The sequence below is a fragment of the Polaribacter litorisediminis genome, from assembly GCF_019968605.1.
GTDB classification, from domain to species: Bacteria; Bacteroidota; Bacteroidia; order Flavobacteriales; family Flavobacteriaceae; genus Polaribacter; species Polaribacter litorisediminis.
The window spans coordinates 811560-835145 of record NZ_CP082966.1 but is presented as its reverse complement, the minus strand read 5'-3'; the positions used below and the strand labels follow the sequence as shown (position 1 = coordinate 835145).

The following is a 23586-nucleotide window of genomic DNA, read 5'->3' as shown; positions in this document are numbered from 1 at the left end:
CTATTTTTGTTTTTTTACTATTTTATAAATTCTTTTATTTATAATTTCTGATAGATTCCAATTATACAGTTTAGGATCGGTTGTGTTATAGAATGTTACAATTACAGCATCAATATCTTTGTAATATTTTGCAAAACTTTGATAACCAGGAACCCAACCAGAATGTTCATATTCATAAATAGAGGAATATATTTCTTGCTCACCTTCATTAAATAAAGCCCCATTGTTTAATGCTCTAAGAAAAACACCAACGTCTTCTGCAGATGCGTGCATTCCATAATCGTTTTCTTTTACATCATAAGGATAGCCAATGTGATAGCCACTCATTACATTATCAATATTTACTTCTTTAAGCGAACTATATGTGTTTGTTAAACCCAATGGGTTTAAAACTTCTTTTTTTATGAATTGAAAATTGTTAAAACCTAATTCGTTATCCATTATTTTATTAATCAACAAATAATTTGTATTGCAATATTCATAATCTTCACCAGGTTCAAAATTTGCAGATTTACCTGTAATTAAAGCAAGATTTTCTTCATAAGTTCTTACTGGATTTTCCCAAAATCTTGGAGTATCTGTAAAATTAGGAATACCACTTTTATGCTGAATCATTAGTCTTAATGTAATTTTATCTGCATTTTCTATTTGACCTTTAAGTTCTGGTAAGTAGTCTGCTAAAGTTTTATCAAGAGAAAGACGACCTTGACTTACTAATTTAGTAACAGCAACTGCATCATACAATTTACTAATACTAGCAATTTTATATAAAGCATCCCTTTTTGCAGGAATTTTAGATTCTCGATTATGCCAACCTGAAGCAAAACTTTGAGGTTCTTGATCTGCTTTATCAATATAAACAATCATTCCTTCAAAATCATAATTAAGAGCTTCGTCTAATTGTTCTTGAATTGTATCTGGTAATGGTTTCCCCCAAGCTTTAACTAAAGTCCATGGAACAAAAGTCAATGAAAATAAACTGGCAAGAATAAGTAATACTTTAAGCATCTTTTTTGTTTTATTTTGTTTCATAATAGGATTGATTTTTAGATTGTTTTATTTTTTTGTAAAATACAAATCAAAATTTAAACAATAAACCAATCTAGAATCAAGCATGTTTTAATTTATATTTTGTAATTCAGCAAACGTATTTTTCAGTTTCTTTAATGATTCGATAGCATTGGTATATGCCTCTTTATTTTGAGCAATAGTGGTCATTCTGGTTAAAACCATATTTTCGAAATAAATATCTTTTCCATAACTTTCTGAAGTAATACCCATGTTTCTAAATTGAACTTTAGGCATTAAAAAGTTCTCATAATAGGCCTCTATTGCTTGTTGTTCTGAAGCTTCGAGTTTTTCTATAGGAATAAAAGTTTCGTAAGTTTCAGAAATTGTATTCCTTAAATTTAAATCATCAAAAAGTTTTACATCACCAGAAAATTTTAAATTTTCGTAAGTTATTGTTACTGGAAAAAATTTCTTTGAAACAATTAGAAAAAAAGATTTTGTTGCTAATTTAGGATTATCATAATCTTTATCTAATAGTAATTTAAATATTGTATTTAAATCTTTTAGCATTTGGTTTGCCTCATTATTCAGTACACTAAGCTTTTTAAGATTTCGATCTGCCTCATTATTTAATTGATTAATATAAGAATTCCTTAATTCTAATTTCTTTTCATTATTTGAGTGTTCGTTAATTGCTAAAGCAATAAGAATTCCTACAATAACCAAAATAATTTCTCCAGCTGCATAGGCTACATAAGCTCCAACTTTGTTATTCGTTAGCATTTTTAGTCTATTTTTTCTAAATAATTTTATCATGGTTTAAGAATTAAATTTGATTATAAAGCTTCAGATTTGATATTAGATGTTTTCAACGTTTTTGATTCCACAGTTTTAAAATTCCATTTCAAACCAAATAAAGGTCTCAAGAATGCAACCCTTTTTAAGATGAATTCATAAATTAAGAAACAAAAAATGAATGTGAAGATTGTAATTCCAATAAATTGTAACATAGGATGCAGCTCTATAGGCAAAATTAATAAGGCTCCTACATACAACACAAACATGTGAATGATATACACAGGATAAACAGCAGCACTCAAGTAGCTAAGTAATTTACTTGGTTTATTTAGGTAGCAATAACCAAGTCCAAAGACACCTAATATCCAAGAGATTGATTCTATAGAAGTAAAGTACATATTTGATATTGACTCAAATCCTGTAAAACGAATAACAAAGAGAATCGTTGCCAAACCAATATATAACCATTTCCATTTTGAAACTGTTTGCCAAAAGGAAGCTCCACTATAGACAAAGAGGTATCCAAAAAAGAATGCTAGAAATCCTATAAAAAATCCGTGCCAGTTTTCTGCATACATTTCAAATAATTGTGGTTTTACAAAAAACACTTCTAACATAAAAAAAAGCGATATAGAGATTGGCCCCATAGCATAACTCATAACTTGAGAAACTATTTTTTTAAATTTACCATCGTCGTTTTTCTTTAAATAAAAAAACAGCGGAGACAACAATAATACATAGACAAAAATATTTCCTAAAAACCATAAATGCCCCATATGCGAAAAATAGCTCAATGACATATTATAATGCTCTTGAAAAATATACATGTGTAATGGTGTAATTGCAAAATAACCGAAAACAAAAGGCAATAGAATTCTTTTACCTCTTTCTAGTAATAATTGCCTCCAATTTCTTTTTTTCATTGCAAAATATAAACCCATTCCTGATACAAAAAACAATAAAGGAATTCTCCAAACATTCAACATCGTCATTGGTTTCCACAATCCTTCTAACGCTTCTTCACTTCGAATAAAGCCTATAAACATTGCCCAAGGTTGAAAAATAATGGCTATATGATAAATCAATAGCAAACCAATGGCTATTACTCTTAGCCAATCTATATCGTATCTTCTTTCTGTTGTCATTGTATTTTGTTTTTATTGTAACATCATAGCAACAACAGGTCTTGCTTTTTGCAATTCATCAAAATCTAATGTAAAGCCCATTGGTTGTAATTGTTGAGTTAACATTTCATATATAGGTTTCATTTGAGCGAAGTCGGATATTACTATTTCCCTAGGTGTAGCTCCAAAATTATTACGAACCGTTTTATCTGCTTTGGCATCAATTAATAATTGTACAATTTCTATTCGTCCAAAAAATGCTGCAGTATGCAAAGCTGTACCTCCATCATTATTTTTAATAGTTAAATCTGCGTCAGCATTGATTAATGCTTTTGCGATTTCGGTTTTATTGAATGTGGCTGCAGACATTAATGGTGTAGAACCAGACATTGCCTCTTTTTGATTGATATCAGATCCAGCTTCAATATGTTGTTTTACTGCTTCTAAATTTCCAGTGAGTACAGCTGCATGGATATCCATACTTGGCTTGGTTACACTTTTTGTTGTTTCAGTAGTTTTAGCTGAGTTTGTTTTTTTATCAGATTGTGCACATGAACTTGTTAATAAAAGTGTAAGTAACAACATCTGAACTGTCATTTTAATTGAGGTGATTTTAAGTGTTTTCATAATTTAAATTTGTAATGATTAATAACTTTATTTTTGTTGATACAAAGATGCAACAAGAACTAAGTTTGCTTACAACCCTTATGTAGCCTTATATATAAAGTTTGATGATCAATTGAAAATTATGATGCAGCGATATAAATTATGACGCAAACCGCTTTTTTAAACGGGGATTTTTAAAATTAATCCGTTTTATTTTAAAATAAAAATTGATACTTTTGGGGTAATCAAAAACAACATGTCTACGATCTCATACAAAGGAAAATTTATTAAAGAAGCTGAAGCGCTTATTTTAGAGAACCTATCTGATGAACAATTTGGGGTTTCTGAGTTGGCTGACATGATGCATATGAGTCGTTCAAATTTGCTTAGAAAAATAAAAAAGCAAACAGAACTCAGTGCAAGTCAATTTATACGGCAAGTTCGTCTTCAAAAAGGAATGGAATTGCTAAAGGAAACAGAACTTACTGTTTCTGAAATTTCCTATCAAGTTGGGTTTAGCAACAATTCTTACTTTATAAAATGCTTTAGAGAGCATTACGGATTTTCTCCTGGAGAATCTAGAAAAGAAACTACTGAAGAACCAGAAGTTGAAATAGAAATTGAACCAGAAATTGAAGCTGAAAAAATTGAAGCTGAAATTTTTGTTGAAGAAGATAACACAAGCTTTTTTAAAAAATATCGCAACCCAGTTGTTTTGACTACTATTTTAATAATTGCTATTGTTTCCTACCTGTTTATTCAAAACAATAGTCAAAAATCAGAAGTAAGTTTTAACGATTCTAAAAAGTCTATAGCAATTTTGCCTTTTAAAAATATGAGTAGTGATTCTACAAACTTGTATTTTGTAAATGGACTTATGGAATCTACACTTAACAACTTACAAAAAATAGAAGATTTAAGAGTTATTAGTAGAACATCTGTTGAAAAATATAGAAACACGAATAAAACTGTAATAGAAATTGCTGAAGAATTGAATGTTGCCTATTTATTAGAAGGAAGTGGACAACGTATTGGAAATCAAGTTTTACTAAACATTCAATTAATTGATGCTTCTAATGATATGCCAATTTGGGCACAACAATATAACAATAAGGTTGTAGATGTATTCTCATTGCAAAATACGGTTGCAAAAAAAATTGCAGAAGCCATAAAAGCAAAAGTAACACCAGCAGAGTTGCAACAAATAAATAAAAAACCAACAGAAAACATATTGGCTTATGATTATTATTTAAAAGGATTAGAAAATCAAAATGAGCAAAGTGAAGCAGGTTTAAATAAGGCCATACTGAATTTTGAAAAAGCGATAGAAAAAGATTCAAAATACGCTAATGCACATGCTCAAATTGCAATTTGTTACTATTATTTAGATGTTAATAAAATTGAAAAGAAATATTTAGACAAATTAAATGAATTTGCAGACAATTCCTTGTTGTATGACTCTACCTCTGAATTGTCTCTGATTGCAAAAGCGCTATATTATATAAACGCAAACGAATTTAGGTTAGCAATACCTTACCTTGAAAAAGCACTAGATTACAACCCAAATGCTTCCTCTGTAGTACTAATTTTATCTGATTTATATGCTAGAGTTGTTCCAGATACAAATAAGTATCTTACGTATGCATTAAAAGGAATAAAATTGAATGTAGAAGCTAACGATAGTATTTCTAAAAGCTTTATCTATCTAAACTTGAGTAATGCATTAGTGCAAAATGGGTTTGCTAAAGAAGCTTCAAAATACATTGAAGAATCTTTAAAATATAATCCTGAAAATCAATATTCTACTTACTTAAAAAATTTTATAGATTATGCTAACAACAAAGATTTAAATTCCTTGAGAAAAAAAATGCTTTTGGAGTGGCGAAAAGATACTACTCGCGCTGATATCACTCAAGAATTAGCCAAAACGTATTATTTTCAAGAGGATTACGATAATGCATTGGTTTTTTACGAGAAATATATTCATATACTTTCAACTAATAAAATTGACCTGTATCCTGCAGAAAACATAAAAATTGCTTATACCTATAAAAAAATGGGATTTTCTGATAAAGAGGAAGTATATATTAATAAATATAAAGACTACTTGGATAAAGATGAGTCAATCTATAAAGAGGCAAGTTTAGCTATGCTATATATTTATGAAAATAAACCAGATAAAGCTATAGAAGCTTACAATAAATTTAGTTTGCAAGATGGTTTCCAATATTGGATATTATTGTTTCTTGAAGAAGATCCATTAGTTAAATCTCTTTCTAATCACCCTAAATATGATGAAGTTTTTCAAAAGATAGAAGATAGATTTTGGGAAAATCATAACCGTTTAAAAAAATCTTTAAAAGAAAAAGAATTGATATAGCTTATATGATTCAAAAATTATAGGTTGCTATAGTATATTAAAAAAAGTAAAGTTCCATAAAACAAACTCAAATTTAAAACTACAAAAAGAAAACGCTTTAATTTACTCAATTCAAAAGATCTAGAATTCCAGATTAAAATCAATAAATGAAATGGAATAAAGAAAAATCTTGCCATATCAGTATTCTCAAATACTAAACTCAAAACAATTGAAATGGGAACAAATAGAATTGTCCATAAACTTACATTGTAAATATTTAAAATTAAATGCTCAAAAATATTTTTCTTGAACTTTATGTAAACTAAAGCACTAAAAAGTGTTAGCAATACAATATTCAAAGCTAAAATAGCAAGATGTGAAGAAATATTAACTGTTAATGACAGCCCCAAAAAATTATTAAAAAAAAAGTAATTTATTAATAGCGATAAAGAGGCTATTGTAAAGAATTGAAAAGGTGTAAAATAATATTTTCTAAATCCGTTCCAATAGTTGGAAACTATTGTTCTTGGCGCAAAAAGTGCAATTTTTATATTCATAAAAATAGACTTTTCTAAAGAAAAAAAACTTTCAAATAAACCCCATAAAATTGTGATACTGGTAACTCTACTATCTTTAAAATATTGACCACAATTTGAGCAATATTTTTCACTTATTTGATTTGAGCAGACTGAGCATTTCATATTGAATTGTTTTTAATTTTGAATGAAATAGTTGAGGTTATTCTGTTTTGAGAACAACCACAACCGTTGAAATGATATTTACAAATCCAGTTCTATAGGTGTAACTTTTTCAAATAAATCAGTAACTATATGCTGCTGAGAAACTGGTGTAACCTCTCTGAAGTACCCAAGTAAGTCTTGAGTTGTTGCATATCGATCAGTCTGCAATTTTAGTTTTCCATTTGTTGTATTCCAATCTTCTAGAAAGCGTTTAAGTGCTTTATTGACATTCTCCTCTCCTATCCTTTTTTGAAGTTCGTACATATTGATTGCTCCTTTTGCATAATAGACATAATCTTGATTTTCTACTAGAGCAAGAGAGGGTTCTTCTTTACTTTCTTTTTGTACACCTTCTTTATATTTATCCATTTGAAGCGCTAAAAACTGTTGCACTTTTTCCTCGGAATACTGTTGCTGTAAAACCATCATTGCTGCATATTGTGATAAGGTTTCTAATACCATCAATTGTCCTTGCACATTCGCAGCTTCCACTTGCATGGCAAACCATTGGTGCGCTACTTCATGTGCAGTCACATAAAAAGCCATATCTACATCTTTTTCGTCATCAATATCTAAAACAAATCCAATGGATTCTGAAAATGGAATCGTTCCAGGAAAAGATTGTGCAAATGTTGCATAACGTGGAAACTCCATAATACGCAGTTGTTGGTATTGATACCGACTGAAGTTGTTACTATAATAATCTAATGAAGCTTTCATAGACCTCATCATTCTATCGATGTTATATTCATGTCCTTTTTGAAAATAAATTTCAAGTTCAACAGGATCAGGATTCCCCTTATTGCTTGTCATCCATTTGTCTTTTTTAATTTCATAGTCAGCAGAAACTATGGCGTAAAAATTAATAATTGGTGCATTTGTTTTATAATGAAAATAATTACGATTATTAGCTGTCCATTTTCTCAATAAATCTCCAGGAACCAAAGCTGTTTGCTCTTTGGATGTACCAATAATCATTTCAAATTGAATCCCATCAGAATCACCACCAGATCTCGCATTCACTAATTCTCTAGAATCATCTATATTCGCCTTTTTAGACCTCTTTGATAAGTTATGGTCTCTTCGTTCATCTTCATCTTGAAGTTCATACTTTTTATTGTAACCTAATGTTGGAAACTGTTCATTGTTGAAAAATGTACCATTGTAAACAATGTTACTATTAGAATTTCCTTGCTCAAAGCCCTTGGTTGTAAAACTTTGCTTAAAGTACATTTTTACAGAATCACCAGGTTGTAAAGCTTTCTTCAGGTTAAAAATTGAATAATCAAACTTTTTGTATTGATTATTAGTTGTAAAACCACCTTCAAAAGCGATACTGTCTATCCTAACATTTTCTTCCAAAAGTTTTTGAATATGGATGGATTTTATGTTTTCAATTGATGTGTTTTTTAACATATAGTAGCCTTCTACTTTGTAATCTCGTTTAGAAGGATACAGCTCTAATTGTAAGTTTACATCTACTATTTTTGGTTGCGTTATATATTCAAATTGCTTCAATTCTTTTTCATAGGCTACTCTGAATTCAGTAGCTTCAGAATTGCTCCAATATTCATTTAAAATATTCGTATTGTAAAATATAAATCCTCCAATAATAATAAAAGTAAAAAGAATGATGTCAGTAAATTTTAAAAGCGGTTTGCTAAACTTATACTTAGCAATTTTTATTCGTTTTATTAAATTTGTTTCATTTCCTCTAACAGAAATCAAAGACCCTATAATTAACAATAGAATTCCGAAAAGAAACCAATACAATTTGATGATTAAATAGGGTTGTAAAAAATGCCCATAACCATTCATATCTGAATAAGCGCCTAAGGAACTTCCTCCAAAAAAGTGTAAATCATGATCAAATCCTAATACAGCAATGGCCACATTGACAATACTAAATACAATCACCAAAATGATACCTACAAACTTATTATTTACTAAAGATTGTATGAAAAATGCTAAGCAGGTAAAAATGGATAATACGGGTAGAATTTCTAAAAAGAATCCATTAAAATAGACTTGGAATTCATACTTATAATAACCACTTATCGTTTGGAATACTATCCCAGAACTAATTAGAGCAACAATTAATACTATATAAATTAAGTTTAAACCAATAAACTTTCCAGCTAACCTTACAACACTAGACATGGCTGTAGCATCATAAATTAAATTCAGCTTTGCACCTCTTTCTTTCCATACCAATTCTCCTGAATAAAAAACAAGGATGATGATAAAGAAAAAATAAGACGTTTCCTGAAGTTCCTCAACTATGAAGTAGGTTGTAGGATAACTATCAACGCCATATACAGTTCCAAGATTTACAGAATTGACTAAAATAATAATCATTCCGCAAATAACAATTCCCCAAAATGATGGCTGCTTACAAATACTAATAAAATAAAACCATGAAAACTCTTTTAATTGTGTCCATTTATATTGTAAACCATATTGTTTTTTAGCTTTAGGAATCACCACATCACCAACTAAATTAGTACTTTTAGCTACCAACTTTTGAACTTGCTTTCTTTTAGATTTCTTCTCTTTAACTATATTAAGGTTAAATTTTTTATACCCATAAATTAATGCGATTACTCCTAAAACAACCCAAAATAATTTATTATATAACAATGCACCAATAAAAGGAAGTTCATGAGTGCTCTTTTCTAAGGCTGACCAAGATTTTGTTATATAGCTTGTTGTTGTTAATGAAAATGGATCAAAAATAGCTTGCCAGAAATCATTAGTAATTGCTTTGGTTAACAAAAACACTACAAACAAAATAACACCCTGAGTATATACAACTATTAAATTTCTAGTTAAAGCTCCTGTTACAAAAAACAATGCTGCACCAAAAAACAACGTTGGTAACGTTACTATTAGAAAGGTCTTTATGTAAACAAATGCATTAAAAGCCAATTGCTCATCTGGACTAATCCAGGGCATAAATTCACCCAACATCATACCCAAAATAATTCCTGTAAATACAAACAGTAAAACAGTAAATGCTCCTAAAAATCGACCAATTAAATAATCTCTTTTTTTGATAGGTGCTGAAAATAGTAATGATTCTATCTCGTACTCAAAATCGCGCAACACAGAAACACCCATAATCATCGAAGCCAAAATCATACATAAACCGGTGATAGCTCCCATGGTTTTAGCTATTACTATGGGTGAATTTCTTTTCAAAAGTCCCATTTCAGAACCTTGAAAAACAAAATCTACACCAATAATTGAAAACAGAAATATAAATAAGAAGAATACATACGTGTCTGGTCGTTTAATTCGATATTGTAATTCGAACTTAAAAATTTCATACCACATAATTATATAGATTTAGCGTTCGTAACATTGAAAATTTCTGAGAAATATACATCCTCTAATTCTGCATTAATGGCTGTAAAACCCTCTCCAGGATTCGTTTCACTTACAATATGAATGGTAGGTTTCCCTAGAAATAATCGTTCACTGATCACCTGAAAGTTTTCTTTGTATAGGTTTAATTCTGATTTTTCGATTGTTTTTTGATATACTTTTCCCTTTAAACTTTCTAAAATCTCTAGGGGCTTTCCTTTTAAACAAACTTGGCCTTTATTAATAATTGCCATATTTGTACACAACTCCTTAACATCATCTACGATGTGCGTAGATAAAATAACCACTGTTTTTTCCCCTAACTCACTTAATAAATTGTAAAAGCGGTTTCGTTCTACAGGATCTAACCCTGCAGTTGGCTCATCAACAATTAATAGTTTTGGGTTGTTTACTAGAGCTTGAGCAATTCCAAAACGTTGTTTCATACCACCAGAAAATCCTTTTAAATTTTGTTTTCTGACATCATATAAATTGGTTTTATGCAAAAGTGCTTTTACCAATTCTTGACGTTCCTTTTTATTGATGACACCTTTTAATACTGCAAAATGATTTAGTAATACTTCCGCAGATATTTTTGGATACAAACCAAATTGTTGAGGCAAATACCCTAAAACTTGTCTTAACTCATTTTTTTGTTGTAGAACATCTATATCACCTAATTTTATGGAACCTTGATCTGCTTCTTGTAAAGTTGCAATGGTTCTCATTAATGTAGATTTTCCTGCTCCATTTGGGCCTAATAAGCCAAACATTCCAGTAGGGATATCTAAAGAAATATTTTGAAGTGCTTTAACTCCATTAGCATACGTTTTTGATAGATTGTCAATAACAAGTTCCATATAATTCATTTTTTAATTGATTAGATATGCAAACCTATCCACTATTATTAGCAAGAAAAAGAATCTGGGATACACTCCAAACTAGCCGTGACACAAACACTTTTAAAGGACATAAACGAACTTGATCACTATTAAATAACTATTTATCACTACTTAACTATTGTTTATCAACTAATTTGTTGGAGGAATTTTATTTAAGTAATATTGACGGATGAAGATGAAAATATCAGAAAATAGAAAGAAAATTATGAAGCGATTATTTAAATTAACGCTTGTAATTATAGGTATCATTATTATTGTATTTAATGACACCTTTGGTAAATTAGAAGGATTTGCAGAATTTATTGCATTCTACTTTATTATCGTATTTATAACGATTGCCTATTGGATTTTTAAACAAATAAAATCCATATTTAAGTTAAGGAACGAAAAAGAAAAAACAGAACTACTACATTTAAAAAGTCAGGTAAATCCTCACTTTTTCTTCAATACGCTCAATAATTTATATGGAATGATGGAGAAGAATTCCAAAGAAAGAGAAATGGTTCTTAAACTTTCTGATATGATGCGTTATAGTATTTATGAAGGCGAAAAAGATTGGGTAACCCTTAAAAACGAATTGGATTATTTACAAAATTATATAGAGCTTCAAGAAATTCGTTATCACAAAAAATCGGATGTACAATTCAATCATACTATCGAAAATCCTGATGCTAAAGTGATGCCATTACTTTTTATCATTCTACTAGAAAACGCATTTAAACACGGTTTGGAAAATTTGGAAAAAGATGCATTCATTTATATTGATTTTACAGAGAGCAATAATGAAGTTCAATTAGTCATTGAAAATAATTTTGATTTGCAACAAACAAAGAATCAAGAAGGCATTGGTTTAAAAAATCTAAAACGAAGATTAGAATTAGTTTACCCAAAAAGGCATTCACTTTCTTTTGACATTAACAATACTATTTATAAAGTTACACTATCTTTAACCTTGAAATGATGAAATATTTAATTATTGATGATGAACATATTGCCCATAAAATTATTATGGAATATTGTGAAATGCTTCCTCATATGCAATTGCAGAAAAACTGTTATAGTGCTTTAGAAGCTTTGGAATATTTGAACACGCATCAAGTTGATTTGATCTTTTTAGATTTAAATATGCCTAAACTAAAAGGTTTTGATTTTTTAAAGACATTGACAAATCCTCCAAAAGTTATTGTAACTACTGCTTATAGTGAGTTTGCCATTGATGGTTATGAGTTAAACATTGTAGATTATTTATTAAAACCATTTCGTTTTGAGCGATTTTTGAGTGCTGTTAATAAAGTAACATCTTCTGACACTAATAAAATAAGAAAAGAAAGTAAAGAGGTTGTAAAGCCTAAAGGACAACATATCTTTTTAAAACAAAATAGTAGTCATATTCAGGTAGATGTAGACGATATTCTATTTATTGAAGCTTCAGGCAATTATACCAAATTTGTTACTAAAAATAATACAATTAGTATTCGTGAAAAAATATCGGATACCATCCAATTGCTTTCTGATAATGATTTTCTTCAAGTTCATAAGTCATTTGCCGTTGCAAAAAAGCACATCGCTAGGGTAGAAGGTAATAGAATTTTTATTGGCGATCACATTGTACCTATTGGTAAGCTATATAAAACAAATATTAATCAACTTTTTAAATAATCTTTAAGATTCATTTAAAAAATTTGTGCTTCAGTAAAACTATTTTAATTCGTGAAAAAATCGAAAATATTACTCAAAGCACCTGTTTTTGCTTTAAAGAATTCAGTATAAGTACATTTTTTACAAGTCACTGACGTAAATTTTTTATTTTGTACATCAAATATTTTCGACAACGTACCACCTGTGGCTCTCATTTCTCCAATTTCATAAGTGGCATTATCACACTTCGGACATTTGTATTTCATAGTTTTATATTTTTTGAGTTGATACTATATGGCTGTAAAATATTAACGCTATTATTCATTGCCTTTTATTTTAAAAACTTAAATCGAGGTCTATATATCACCTCTTTTTCATTGTTTATTCTAAGTGTGTTGATCAATATTAAAATTAAATTGGCGACATACAAAAAGCCAATAACTATAAAAAATGTACTTAACGTTATTTGGTCTGTGAGTCCAATTTTTGATATGATGAAAAATACTAGAGGGATAAAAAATAACAGTATGGTCCACGTGATTTCGAAATTGATTAAATCTTTACCCAGCTTATTACTGTTTTTTATCTTACCTTTTTTTGATGTCCAAAGTATAAATGGAATTAAAATTCCTAATAATGGAAAAAACAGAAATGTTAACGCAGATAAATTGAGATATATTAAATATTTTTTATCTTCTTTTACTGACCAATCTATCAATTCATCTGGAATCACATTTAAGGCATTTGCTAAACGTTTTAACGACTCACCTGTTGGGTTAGATTCCCCCTTTTCTATTCTTTGTATCGTTCTTAAACTCAATCCAGATTCTTCAGCCAGAAATTCTTGAGACATTCCTCTTTGGTTTCTTAATTCTTTTACTCTTAAAGCTAAATAATTTTTATCCATTTTATAAAGATTTATTTTGAGTGATTGTTTTTCTGTATCTCATTATTGCTATCGTTATTGTGCCTAACAAAAATGCAGGAATCAACTGAACTAATGAACCATAAATTACATGATTCAATAAGGCATCACCAAAACTATCATAATACAGTCCATAATGGGTGCCAATTTCCCACTTTGTATCTATCCACCAAAGTATAGCTACTGGAATTCTAGAAATTGGAGAAAAAATAATCAAACTTAATAAAATGATTTGATAAGGTTTTTTCTCGTTAAACGTTTTAATACCTAAATATATGGCAAATCCTAAGGTAAGCCAAAGTAAACCAATTATAAAAATGGCATTCTCTGGTAATCCTATCAATTCTAAAGTATATCTTGTTGGTGATAGAAATAATGATATTATTACAGGTACTTTTGCAAAATGTATCGCCTGTTGCAAAGTAGTTTTTTCGTTATTTTCCATATTAATTCTTTTTAGCAGTGATTTTACGACCAGATTGATTCATAGTTAAACTAATAACCTTCCCCTTTTCATTTGTATTAAAAGTGATTTCTGCATCTACAATTTTTACAAAAAAATGATTTTGAGTTTCGGCAAATAATTCGACCTTCTTGGTTTGACCTGGAGCTAATAAGTATAATTGATTTGTGTTATCCAATCCTATAGTAAGGTTTACATTTGGTTTAACCTCATAAGTACCTGTATAGTCACTTAATATTTCTGAAGGTACATCAATTGATTTTCTCTCAGGTTGATTATTCTCAACCTCTGTTATTTTATTATCGGGTAGATTTACAAATAATTCAGCAACTTGTTTCGCCACGTTATTTACATTCTTACAATTACAGTTGGTTAATGCAGTTATATACAGTTTCTCTTTAGGTAAAAACAGCGCAATACTGGTAAACCCCTTCGTGCTTCCTGTGTGGGCAATTACAGGAGAATTTCCCAGTTTTGAAAATCGAAAACCATATCCATAAGGTACTCTTTTTCCACTGTTTAATAAGGTTGGTGTCATAGCTTGTTTTATACTAGAAGCTTTTAAAAGTGTGTTTGAAAGTAATGCATTTTGCCATTTTAAAAGGTCCTCTGTGGTAGATAAAATAGCTCCTGCGGAATACGCTAAAGACAAATTTATATAATCTGATTTTACAAAATCATTTTGTTCAATGATATAACCCTTAGTAAGGTTGGGAATAACTTGTTTCATATCTCCACAGGATGAATTCTTCATTCCTATTTTATCAAAAATATTTTGTTCTATAAAATCACTGTAAGGTTGTCCAGAAACGATTTCAATAATTCGCCCTAGTAAAATATAGCCTGCATTACTGTATTTAAAACGCTCTCCTGGTTTGAATTCTAAAGGTTCATCTTTAAAATATGCAATAAGTTCTGTAGGTGACATATTAGTTTTAGAAATAAAACCCTTGTCACCAACAGGTGTTCTGTTTTTTATTCCCGAAGTATGGTTTAATAGATGATGAATGGTAATGTCTTTTCCAATTTCAGCATATTCAGGAATGTATTTTCCAATTTTATCCTCAACACTTAACTTACCTTGTTCTTCTAGCATTAAAATAGAAATCGCAGTAAATTGTTTTGTTATAGAGCCAATTTGAAAGACACTATTAGTTTCTAAAGGAGTGTTTAATTCTAAATTAGATTTTCCAAAAGCTTTACTATAAATGGCTTTTCTATCTTTGGCTACTAAAACTGAAATTCCTGGTTCTTTAGAACTGTAAGTTGATGAAACTACAGCATCAATTTTAGATTGATAGCTTTGGCTAAACCCAATATATGTAATAAAAAAGAAAAGGATACTTGTAAAATAATTGTTCATGTGTTTGTATTAAATATTTCGTTTACAAAATTAAATACAATACCCATAGACACTAGCGCCAAACTTATGACATCTTTATGACATCTGTGGTAATTACCTGAAATAATAGTACATGTGGACTTTATTTTAATGAGTAAGTAGAGTTTTTATAGTTTTTAAAGAGAGTTCCATATAGGTAAAGAAATACTACTGTTTCCTGTAAAAGTTATTGTAACTACTGCTTATAGTGAGTTTGTCATTGATGGTTATGAATTAAATATTGTCGATTATTTATTAGAACCATTTCGTTTTGAGCGCTTTTTAAAAGCCGTTAATAAAGTTGTTGATTCAAATAAAAAGGTAAAGAAACCAATACTTGAAGCAAGTGAAACTTTACCAAAACGTATTTTTATTCGTCAGAATAAATCTCATATTCAATTAGAAATCGATGCAATTTTGTTTGTAGAAGCTTCTGGAAATTATACAAAAATCATCACTAAAACTGAAACCATTACGATTAGGGATAAAATATCTGATATTTTAGAATCATTACCAACAAATGATTTTATAAAAGTACACAAATCATTTGCTGTTGCTACACAATATATCAATAAAATTGATGGAAATCGAATACATATTCAAGATCATATAATCCCAATTGGTAAATTATACAAAGCCAATCTTCTTAAAATTTTGAATTAAAATTCTATTCGTTTACAGATCATTTAAACATTAACTGCTAGCTGCTGTGGTTGCTGCAATTGATGCAGAAATCATAACAACAATCATGGCTGTAATTTGTGTATGAATTTCTTTAATAGTAGTACTTAACATATTGCTTTCAGTATCAGAAATAATAGCTTTAATATTCTTTTTGCACTTCTTGTAACGTTCTTTTCCAAAAACAATTCTATCCATATTACAAGTAATTAAGGAAGCAACAGGTTACTATCATTACAGATTAGTTCAGTTCTTACATAAACAAAGTATTTTAGTTTCTGCTGCCAATCCATTATCAATAAAGCGTTTTATACAAATGAAATTAGCTAAAGTAAAAACGGATCAAAGTGATGCAAAAGCAATTTCTAACTATGGGATGATCAACGAAGTTCCCTTATACAATGCGCTTACAGAAGTTCAAAGTGGATGTCTACAACTCTTTAGATGGTTAGATAGTTTGATAAAAAAGCGAACAGCTACCAAGAATAAAATTCACGGTGAGGATGTCTTAGGTATTCCATCAAAATATGTTTACCGTTTTCTGAAAAGGACAAAAAGGTTCTTAGATAAAGGGGATAGAAGAGAAGTTACTTACTTTGGTAAAGCAAGTACAACAAGCTCAATTAACACTTTTAGCAAGTATCTCAGGTATAGGTGTAAACACGGCGTTATTTTTAATTGTAGTTAAAGTTGGTTTTTAAAAGTTTGAGACAGCCTCACAACTTTGTATTTATGTAGGAATCACACCAACTATAGGAGAATCTGGAAGTAGTGTAAGGAGAAGAGCAAGAATTAGTAAAGTTGGCAATAGAAAGTTAAGAAACCTATTATTTCTATGTTCATTTACAGCATGTAAGCATAAAAAAGGCTGCAGAGAACTTTATCTACGTATTGTAAACAAAGCCAAGAGCAAGAAATTGGCATTAATAGCTGTATCTTATAAGTTGTTAAAACAGAGTTTTGCTATCGTAAAATCAGGATTAGTATATGATGAAACCCATGTTTCAGTACTGCCTAAATAAATAGAATTAAACAGAAAAATAAAGCTCAAAATACCAAGTAATAGCATTTTGAGCCTAATATAATATTGAAGAAATTTAACGAAGTAAAATAGTTGTTTCTTAACTCAGTTCTTTGTTGGCTGTAGGTTTTATTCAATTCTTTATCTCTAACTTATAACGCCATCATTTAGATATAATCCAATAAGACTAAGAGAGTTAATAATTCCATGTGCAATTATTATAGGAAAAAGTTTTCGCTTAATTATAAAATAGACTGAACCAAATATAAGGGCAATACAACCAGTAGCAATAACACCTGCTAGTCCTTGGTAAATATGTAGCATTCCAAATATTATAGTATGAATAATTAATGCTATAATTATTCCCAATTTATTATTTCCAGTAAAATCGATCAATCTATTTAGTAAATATCCGCGAAATAACAATTCTTCACCTAACGCTGCACCAAACCAAACAACTGTAATTAGGTAGACTATAAACACAAGAGGTTTTCCCATAAAAAAGGCAAATCTATCTGCTACATCTGCTGGATTCGTGAGACCGAAACTTTCCAATGTTGGTTTCACTATGAATCCCATAATTGAAAATACTAGTATTACAATTCCAATTGCTATTAATATATTAATCAACCAATTTTTTATGCCTATTGGAAACTTAAATCCAAATTTTTTCCATCTTATTTTTTTTTGTTTCATGAAAACTGTACTAACTATAATTCCGCACCAAATTGCTATTGAACCAGCACCAATCACGTTGAAATAATCTGCAAGGTGTTTTATGCTCAATATAGTAAGGAATACAATTGCTATTTCTAAAAGAATTTTAATAAAAGATTTCTTTTGTTGTTCTATATTATTCATCTAATTGTTTTTTTTTGTAATTTTAGGACAAATTTACTAATAATAATTTAAATTAGGACAAGTTTACTAATGAAATCGACAAAAGAAAAAATATTGGATAATTCAAGGCACTTATTTAATGAGCAATCTTATAGTTCAGTAACTATTAGAATGATTGCAAAATCATTAAAGATGAGTTCAGGGAATTTAAATTATCATTTTAGAAAACGTGAAGAAATTTTGGAGGCTTTATATTTTGAAATGACAAGAGAGTTTGACTATAGACTCTTAAATTTCCCTAAGATGGAAGTTTCTATAAATCAAATAAAAATTGAAATTAAGTTAACGATGAAGCGAATGATTGATTATCAATTTTTCTGGACAGACTTATTTAATATCATAAATTTAAATGATAATATAAAAACACATTTTCATAAAATATATGATGCACGATTTGAGAGTTATATCTTTTTATTTACTCAATTAAAAAAGAATAAATTAATGAAAGTATCTATACTGGATTGGGAATGCCAAAATCTTGCCGAACAAATGATTGTTTATAGTAATACTTGGTTGTATTCTACCGTATTATATGGAGGGAGAATTAATGAGAGTATAATAGAAAAAAAAGCAAATACTTTATTAAGTATACTTTATCCTTATCTTACTGTAAAAGGAAAGAAAGAATTTTATGAAATTATAGATTCTAATAAAAGATAAATCTGTTTTTTTTCAATTATTATCTTTATGCGGTTTTTAACTTACAGTCAACTACTTTTTTGTCAATTATAGAGATACTATCTCTTTAGGCAAGTTCTAAAAATATTGCTCCAGAAAGTCCATAGGTTAATGCAAAAGGGCCAGAATTAAATTTTCCTTTTTCATCATCTAATGCTAATAGTAGAAATTTATCTATCAAATTTAAATCGGTCATAACGTAAGTTGTTTACTATATTAGTCATCAGAAATTAAAAAATGTTACATACAAATTATTGGTATTTTAATTTAATAATTAGATGGTCTAAAATTTATTATTTTATTAAATTTCATTTAGAAACCTTCCAAATTTTAATTGTTTTATCTTTGTTGGGTGTCGCTATTAGTCCTCCGTCAGAACGAATGTCCATCCCTAAACCCATGTCATCAGGCGCTTTCATAAGTAAATAAACACTTGTTTATCAGTTAAATAAGTTGTATTTTAGATAAAAATAAACCCCGAAAACGAGCTGTACACTCAAAAATCGGGGTTTTTAATTTACTGTCTATGTCTAAAATACGAAGAATCTCCGAATTTCAGCACGAATTTCCATTTTTAAGTGCTAGTGAAAATTTTCAACTTTATTTTAATCAATTTTTGTTAGGTGATTTAGGGAAAATTTATTTAGCAATTCCTTGGGATGATCTGGTATCTGTTTTTAAGATTAAAGAATCCGTTAAAGGGACAAAAAATTATTTTAGTCCCAAAGGTAAAATAGCATTGATATTTTTAAAACATTATGCCTGTTGTTCAGATAAAAAATTAATTGAACAACTCAATGCAAATATTGATTATCAGTTTTTCTGTGACCTGCATTTAGGACATCATCGTTTAACGAATTACAAAATTGTGAGTCAAATACGTTGTGAGTTGGCTCAAAATTTAGCGATAGAAAAAGTAGAAAAAACTTTATTCAATCATTGGTCTAGTTTTATAAAAGAGCAATCGGCTGTTTTTACAGATGCTACTTGTTATGAGAGTGAGGTTCGCTATCCAACAAATCAAAAGTTACTTTGGGAATCTGTTCATTGGAGTCATCATCAAATGAAAATAATTTGCAAAATAGCATCCTTAAAATTACCACGCACTAAATATTTAAAATGGAAAAAACGGTATATCAGTTACAGCAAGATGCGAAGAAAAACCAATAAGAAACGTGTCCCTTTAACAAGATCCTTACTCCACTTATTAAAAAAAATAAATAAGATATTAGACAACTTAGAAAAGCAATATGATTTAGAATTGCCTTGTAATTATTATAAACGAAGAGCTACTATAAAAAAGATAAGTGTTCAACAAGAACTTCTTTTTACTAAAGGAGAAAAGCCCAAGAACAGAATTGTAAGTATTGACAAAGACTACCTAAGACCAATTGTAAGGGGTAAAGAGATAAAAAAAGTAGAATTTGGAGCTAAAGTAAACAAGCTTCAAATTGACGGAATCAACTTTATTCAGCGAATTAGTTTTGATAATTTTAACGAAGGCACTCAGTTTAAAAACACCATTTACAAAGCGCAAGGACTTACAAAGACAAAAGTGAGAATTGTAGGAGCAGATGCCATCTATGCCACCAACAAGAATAGAGTTTTTGCTACTTCAAACAACATACAAACTGATTTTAAGCCAAAAGGAAAACCTTCAAAACATAGAAAACAGCAACTGCAATTAGCCAAAATGATAACCAAAGAAAGAGCCACACGTTTAGAAGGCAGTTTTGGAAAAGAAAAAGAACACTATCATTTAAAAAAGATAAAAGCCAAAACAAAGAAAACTGAAATTCTCTGGATATTCTTTGGAATCCATACAGCTAATTGCCTTGAAGTTGGTAGAAGAATGCAAAAGAAAATTTTAGAAAAAGTAGCCTAAACATTAATTTTAAGAAAATAAATGCGTAGGATAAATACGCCTTGATTTTACTGAAAAACTAAAATGAATAGTGAAAAACTAAAAAACCATTTAAAAATTACAAATTTTAAATGGCTTTTTTAAAATTGTTTTTTTAAAGTCAGCTACTTCTGAAAGTGCCTCATCAGAATGATTTTAAATTGTTTGTATGATTTTTTCATTTTTCACATCTCAAAGTTTAGCAAAAAAAGGTTTTACAGTACCTTTAAAATTTAAATGATATTCAAAAAACTCTCCTGCCATTTCTTAATCTTTTCCACCTGATAAAACACGATTGTTAACAAAATACCAATTGAATAATTGTTCCACTATTTTCAATAGAGTTAATTAGAATCCTCCCTTTATGAAGAAACATGATTTGTTGACAAAGACTTAAACCAATTCCGCTACCATTTTTTTTAGTACTGAAAAACGGAATAAATACTTTATCTAATATTTCTTTTGGTATTCCCATGCCGTTATCAGAAATTTTTATAATTGTAAGGCCATCAATATTTTTTTTAGCTGATAATTGGATCTGAGCATTTTCTACATTTTTGCAAGCTTCTGCTGCATTTAGAATTAAATTAATTAATACCTGTTCTATTAAAGAAGTGTCCATTTCAATTTGAAGCTCATTATTGTCTGGTGTAAGTTGCAACGCAACATTCTTATTATTTAGAGAAGGTTGTAATAAATTATATATACTTTCAAATAATGCATGAATTGAAGCTTTCCTTAAATTTAAATTAGAAATCTTATTTAAACCTCGATATGTATTCGCAAACTTCATTAACCCATCACTTCTATTTCTAATGCTTTCAATACCTAAATAAAGGTCATTAATATCCATCTTATTTTCAAGAGGGTCTTCGATAGATAATTGAATTTTAGTTTGTAAAGTTTCAGCTAAAGATGAAATAGGAGCGATAGAATTCATAATTTCATGAGTCATTACTCTTAGCAATTTATTCCAAGCCTCTGACTGATTTTGATTTAAGGTGTTTTCAATATTTTGAAGTACAATTAATTTGAACGCTTTATCTTTCACTTTAAAAGAAGAATTCGATATTAATATTTTGGTTTTATTGTTTTCAATATCAATACTTATGGCATTTCCTTGTTTGTGAGATGTTGTAAAAACATCGGTATACATTTTTAGATTCCTTTTTTTAACAAACTGAATGTTTTTAATGGTAGGAATATTTAAAATTTGCTTAAAAGAATCGTTCACCCAAAGAACGTCTCCGGATTTAGTATTATAAACGATAATTCCTGTATCCACCAGTTCCAATATTTTTTGAAGATATAAATACTGCGCTTCTTTATCTTTATTGATATCTTTAATCGTCTGATTGACGACATTAAAACCTTTATGCAGTTCTCTGATATCTTCTGGCCCAGAATCTTCATTAAACCATTGAGAGAAATCTCTATATTTAACAGATTCAAAAAAATCATGTATTGATTTCTGTCTTTTTATGGTGAAATTAAGCAGATTATTAAGAACAAAAATTATAATCAGGATAATTGGTACTATAGTAATCGTGGAGGTTAATACTTTTGTCTTAAAATTTAAAGTAAGTAAAGAAAATGCCAAAATAATTAGCAAACAGAAAATCAAAGCGATTCTAAGAAGTAACGATAATTTATACTTTTTATAAGTCATATTTATTCAATCTTCGATAAAGCGCTGTTCTTGTAATTCCCAGTTCTTTAGCAGATTTAGAGATATTACCATTATTTTTTTCAATCACTTTTAATATCGTATCTTTTTCTACTGTTTCTAATTTTAAATCTTTTGGCTTTGTTGTTTTTGCATGACTTTCAATCGGTGAAAACATTAAATCGTTAGCTTTTAAAACCTCTGTATCTAACATGATTACTGCTCTTTCAATGGTATATTGAAGCTCACGAACATTACCAGGAAAATGGTAAGTATTCAGTTTCTTTATAAAACTTTCATCAAAGGTTATATTTGATTTAAGATACTTTTCTGTGTATAACTCTATAAAATGTTTCGCCAATAAAACAATATCCTTGTCTCTTTCCCTTAAGGGAGGAATCATAATTTCAACCGTATTGATTCGATAAATTAAATCCTTCCTAAAAACATCTTCATTTGCCAATATTTCAAGTCCTGAGTTTGTGGCACAAATCAATCTAATATCAACTGGAATCTCTACATTTGAACCTAAAGGGGTTATATGTCTATTCTGAAGTACTGTTAATAACCTTGCCTGTTGTTGTAAACTAATATTACCGATCTCATCTAAAAACAATGTCCCCCCTTCTGCAGCTTCAAAACGACCTTTTCTATCTTCTCTGGCATCTGTAAAGGCACCTTTGACATAACCGAATAATTCGCTTTCAAATAACGATGATGTTAAGGCACCTACGTCTACTTTTACAAAGGGTTTGTCAGATCTTAATGAAGAATCATGAATCGCTTTAGCAATAAGATCTTTTCCAGTTCCGTTTTCTCCAAGAATTAAAATATTGGCATCTGTTGGTGCAATTTTTTTTATCCTAAAGAAAACCTCTTTCATCGCGTTACTTTCTCCTAAAAGCTTAATTCCGTTTACTTTTGGACTCCATTTTTTTGCTTTATTGGATTTTAGAGTAGACAATACCTCACTGATAGATTCTAATAACTTTGTGTTTTTCCAAGGTTTTACAATAAAATCTGAAGCACCTTTTTTAAGAGCACGTATCGCTAAGTCTAAATCACCATAAGCTGTAATTAAAATTACAGCAATATTTTTATCAATCTCTTTAATTTTAGTGAGCCAGTAAATACCTTCATTCCCAGTATTTACAACACTATTGTAATTCATATCTAGAATTACCAGGTCAAATTTATTTTTCTTGAGTACTGATATAAGGTTATTTGGATTTTTTTCAACAACGACCTCTTTAACCTGAGACTTCAATAACATTTTCATTGCTATCAATACGTCAGTGTCATCATCAATCACTAGAATAGAAGTATTTCTTAATAACATATTTACAAAAGTATAAATATATTAATCTACAAGTGAGATATTTAGATACAAAATTTTAAACTTCAAAAAGTGTTACGCAACCGCA

22 protein-coding genes and 1 pseudogene are annotated in these 23586 nt (G+C 29.2%); 7 read left to right on the top strand and 16 right to left on the bottom strand.

Features of this window, described 5'->3' with window-relative positions:
- The 4 genes from K8354_RS03595 to K8354_RS03580 form a co-directional block, all read right to left on the bottom strand.
- Positions 1 to 1032: a serine hydrolase domain-containing protein gene (locus tag K8354_RS03595; protein ID WP_053975133.1), complete on the bottom strand. Its 1032-nt coding sequence runs from the start codon at positions 1030 to 1032 to the stop codon at positions 1 to 3.
- A gap of 87 nt (positions 1033 to 1119) precedes the next feature.
- Complete coding sequence (locus tag K8354_RS03590; RefSeq protein WP_053975134.1) at positions 1120 to 1827, bottom strand: DUF6090 family protein; 708 nt, start codon at positions 1825 to 1827, stop codon at positions 1120 to 1122.
- Between the two features lie 20 nt (positions 1828 to 1847).
- Entirely contained in the window at positions 1848 to 2954 is a 1107-nt protein-coding gene (locus tag K8354_RS03585) for an acyltransferase family protein (RefSeq protein WP_053975135.1), read from the bottom strand.
- A 12-nt stretch (positions 2955 to 2966) separates the two neighbouring features.
- The gene (locus K8354_RS03580) at positions 2967 to 3560 is read right to left on the bottom strand and encodes an ankyrin repeat domain-containing protein (protein ID WP_223445436.1); all 594 of its coding nucleotides are present in this window, start codon (positions 3558 to 3560) and stop codon (positions 2967 to 2969) included.
- A 235-nt stretch (positions 3561 to 3795) separates the two neighbouring features.
- On the opposite strand from K8354_RS03580, the gene K8354_RS03575 reads away from it, so the two are divergent.
- Complete coding sequence (locus tag K8354_RS03575; protein WP_223445435.1) at positions 3796 to 5919, top strand: helix-turn-helix domain-containing protein; 2124 nt, start codon at positions 3796 to 3798, stop codon at positions 5917 to 5919.
- Positions 5920 to 5936: 17 nt separating this feature from the next.
- Here K8354_RS03575 and K8354_RS03570 read toward each other — a convergent pair whose 3' ends face one another.
- From K8354_RS03570 to K8354_RS03560, 3 genes are all read right to left on the bottom strand, one after another.
- Entirely contained in the window at positions 5937 to 6455 is a 519-nt protein-coding gene (locus K8354_RS03570) for a hypothetical protein (RefSeq protein WP_223445434.1), read from the bottom strand.
- A 222-nt stretch (positions 6456 to 6677) separates the two neighbouring features.
- Positions 6678 to 9974, bottom strand: coding sequence for an ABC transporter permease/M1 family aminopeptidase (locus K8354_RS03565; protein ID WP_223445433.1), 3297 nt, complete (start codon positions 9972 to 9974; stop codon positions 6678 to 6680).
- A 2-nt stretch (positions 9975 to 9976) separates the two neighbouring features.
- Positions 9977 to 10864 (bottom strand): ABC transporter ATP-binding protein, encoded by an 888-nt coding sequence (locus tag K8354_RS03560; RefSeq protein ID WP_223445432.1) that lies wholly within the window; start codon positions 10862 to 10864, stop codon positions 9977 to 9979.
- A 217-nt stretch (positions 10865 to 11081) separates the two neighbouring features.
- On the opposite strand from K8354_RS03560, the gene K8354_RS03555 reads away from it, so the two are divergent.
- Entirely contained in the window at positions 11082 to 11867 is a 786-nt protein-coding gene (locus K8354_RS03555; protein ID WP_223445431.1) for a sensor histidine kinase, read from the top strand.
- Positions 11864 to 12565, top strand: a complete 702-nt coding sequence (locus tag K8354_RS03550) for a LytR/AlgR family response regulator transcription factor (RefSeq protein WP_223445430.1) — start codon at positions 11864 to 11866, stop codon at positions 12563 to 12565. The genes K8354_RS03555 and K8354_RS03550 overlap by 4 nt, the downstream gene beginning before the upstream one ends.
- Positions 12566 to 12609: 44 nt before the next feature.
- Here K8354_RS03550 and K8354_RS03545 read toward each other — a convergent pair whose 3' ends face one another.
- The 4 genes from K8354_RS03545 to K8354_RS03530 form a co-directional block, all read right to left on the bottom strand.
- Positions 12610 to 12810 carry a zinc ribbon domain-containing protein gene (locus K8354_RS03545; RefSeq protein WP_223445429.1) on the bottom strand — a complete coding sequence of 67 codons (201 nt, stop codon included), beginning with the start codon at positions 12808 to 12810 and terminating at the stop codon, positions 12610 to 12612.
- Between the two features lie 65 nt (positions 12811 to 12875).
- Positions 12876 to 13451 (bottom strand): helix-turn-helix domain-containing protein, encoded by a 576-nt coding sequence (locus K8354_RS03540; protein ID WP_223445428.1) that lies wholly within the window; start codon positions 13449 to 13451, stop codon positions 12876 to 12878.
- Between the two features lies 1 nt (position 13452).
- A complete protein-coding gene (locus tag K8354_RS03535) occupies positions 13453 to 13914 on the bottom strand; it encodes a hypothetical protein (RefSeq protein WP_223445427.1) in 462 nt (153 codons plus the stop codon).
- 1 nt (position 13915) lies between these two features.
- A complete protein-coding gene (locus K8354_RS03530) occupies positions 13916 to 15295 on the bottom strand; it encodes a serine hydrolase (protein ID WP_223445425.1) in 1380 nt (459 codons plus the stop codon).
- Between the two features lie 171 nt (positions 15296 to 15466).
- Here K8354_RS03530 and K8354_RS18790 point away from each other — a divergent pair, with 171 nt between their 5' ends.
- Complete coding sequence (locus K8354_RS18790) at positions 15467 to 15976, top strand: LytR/AlgR family response regulator transcription factor (protein WP_367890427.1); 510 nt, start codon at positions 15467 to 15469, stop codon at positions 15974 to 15976.
- A 30-nt stretch (positions 15977 to 16006) separates the two neighbouring features.
- On the opposite strand, the gene K8354_RS03520 is transcribed toward K8354_RS18790, so the two are convergent.
- A complete protein-coding gene (locus K8354_RS03520) occupies positions 16007 to 16192 on the bottom strand; it encodes a hypothetical protein (RefSeq protein WP_223445422.1) in 186 nt (61 codons plus the stop codon).
- 7 nt (positions 16193 to 16199) lie between these two features.
- On the opposite strand from K8354_RS03520, the pseudogene K8354_RS18890 reads away from it, so the two are divergent.
- A pseudogene (locus K8354_RS18890) lies at positions 16200 to 17016 on the top strand (IS110 family transposase); the annotation flags it as partial.
- A 146-nt stretch (positions 17017 to 17162) separates the two neighbouring features.
- Here the strand turns inward: K8354_RS18890 and K8354_RS03510 are convergent.
- Complete coding sequence (locus K8354_RS03510) at positions 17163 to 17876, bottom strand: CPBP family intramembrane glutamic endopeptidase (protein ID WP_223445420.1); 714 nt, start codon at positions 17874 to 17876, stop codon at positions 17163 to 17165.
- A 69-nt stretch (positions 17877 to 17945) separates the two neighbouring features.
- Between K8354_RS03510 and K8354_RS03505 the strand changes: the two genes are divergently transcribed.
- On the top strand, positions 17946 to 18575 hold the full coding sequence (locus K8354_RS03505; RefSeq protein WP_223445418.1) for a TetR/AcrR family transcriptional regulator: 630 nt from the start codon (positions 17946 to 17948) through the stop codon (positions 18573 to 18575).
- A gap of 85 nt (positions 18576 to 18660) precedes the next feature.
- Here the strand turns inward: K8354_RS03505 and K8354_RS03500 are convergent, their stop codons facing one another.
- Positions 18661 to 18789 (bottom strand): GPP34 family phosphoprotein, encoded by a 129-nt coding sequence (locus K8354_RS03500; protein WP_223445416.1) that lies wholly within the window; start codon positions 18787 to 18789, stop codon positions 18661 to 18663.
- A 330-nt stretch (positions 18790 to 19119) separates the two neighbouring features.
- Here K8354_RS03500 and K8354_RS03495 point away from each other — a divergent pair, with 330 nt between their 5' ends.
- Positions 19120 to 20478 (top strand): transposase, encoded by a 1359-nt coding sequence (locus K8354_RS03495; protein WP_223445414.1) that lies wholly within the window; start codon positions 19120 to 19122, stop codon positions 20476 to 20478.
- A gap of 316 nt (positions 20479 to 20794) precedes the next feature.
- Here the strand turns inward: K8354_RS03495 and K8354_RS03490 are convergent, their stop codons facing one another.
- Both K8354_RS03490 and K8354_RS03485 read right to left on the bottom strand, forming a co-directional pair.
- Positions 20795 to 22165 carry a sensor histidine kinase gene (locus tag K8354_RS03490; RefSeq protein ID WP_223445412.1) on the bottom strand — a complete coding sequence of 457 codons (1371 nt, stop codon included), beginning with the start codon at positions 22163 to 22165 and terminating at the stop codon, positions 20795 to 20797.
- The gene (locus K8354_RS03485; protein ID WP_223445410.1) at positions 22155 to 23501 is read right to left on the bottom strand and encodes a sigma-54-dependent transcriptional regulator; all 1347 of its coding nucleotides are present in this window, start codon (positions 23499 to 23501) and stop codon (positions 22155 to 22157) included. Before K8354_RS03485 ends, K8354_RS03490 begins: the two co-directional genes overlap by 11 nt.
- Positions 23502 to 23586 lie beyond the last annotated feature (85 nt).